1 protein-coding gene is annotated in these 548 nt (G+C 67.0%); it reads right to left on the reverse strand.

Annotated elements, in window-relative coordinates:
* The coding region (locus tag ACPUD7_RS17790; protein WP_425120655.1) for a transposase at positions 1–548 on the reverse strand (548 nt) is incomplete at both ends.

Raw genomic sequence — 548 nt, forward strand, 5'->3', positions numbered from 1 at the left:
TCGGTCGTAGAACGCCTTCGATACCGGGCACCATCGCGATGCCACTTGCGCGGCGAGGTAGCAGGCCCGCAGCAGTCTGCGGTCGTAGCGTTTCGGTCGGTGGTGGTTACCGCTGATGCGCCCCGAGTCCCGGGGCGCTGGCGCCAGGCCCGCGACTCCGGCCAATCGGTTCGCGCTGTCGAACTGGTCGATTCCGCCCCCGGTCGCGGCGGTGAATTCTGCGCCCAGGAGGGGTCCGAATCCGGGCATCGACAGCAGGATCTCGGCATCAGCATGCTCACGGAACCGGTCCTCGATGCGGTTCTCGATACCGGTGATGTCATCAGCCAGTCGCAGGATCTCAGCAGCGAGACGAGCCACGATCATCGCACCCGCGTCCTGGCCGGGCACCGTGGTGTGCTGCTTATCGGCGACCTCGACGGCGATGTCAGCGACTCGGGCAGCCGACCTGGCTCCACGCTTCTTCAACCACGCGGTGAGGCGTTTGACGCCCATGCGGCGGATCGCCGCTGGGGTCTGGTATCCGGTGAGCAGGAGCAGGGCAGCCT

Source organism: Brevibacterium sp. FAM 24630, from assembly GCF_049804075.1.
In the GTDB taxonomy this organism is placed as follows: domain Bacteria; phylum Actinomycetota; class Actinomycetes; order Actinomycetales; family Brevibacteriaceae; genus Brevibacterium.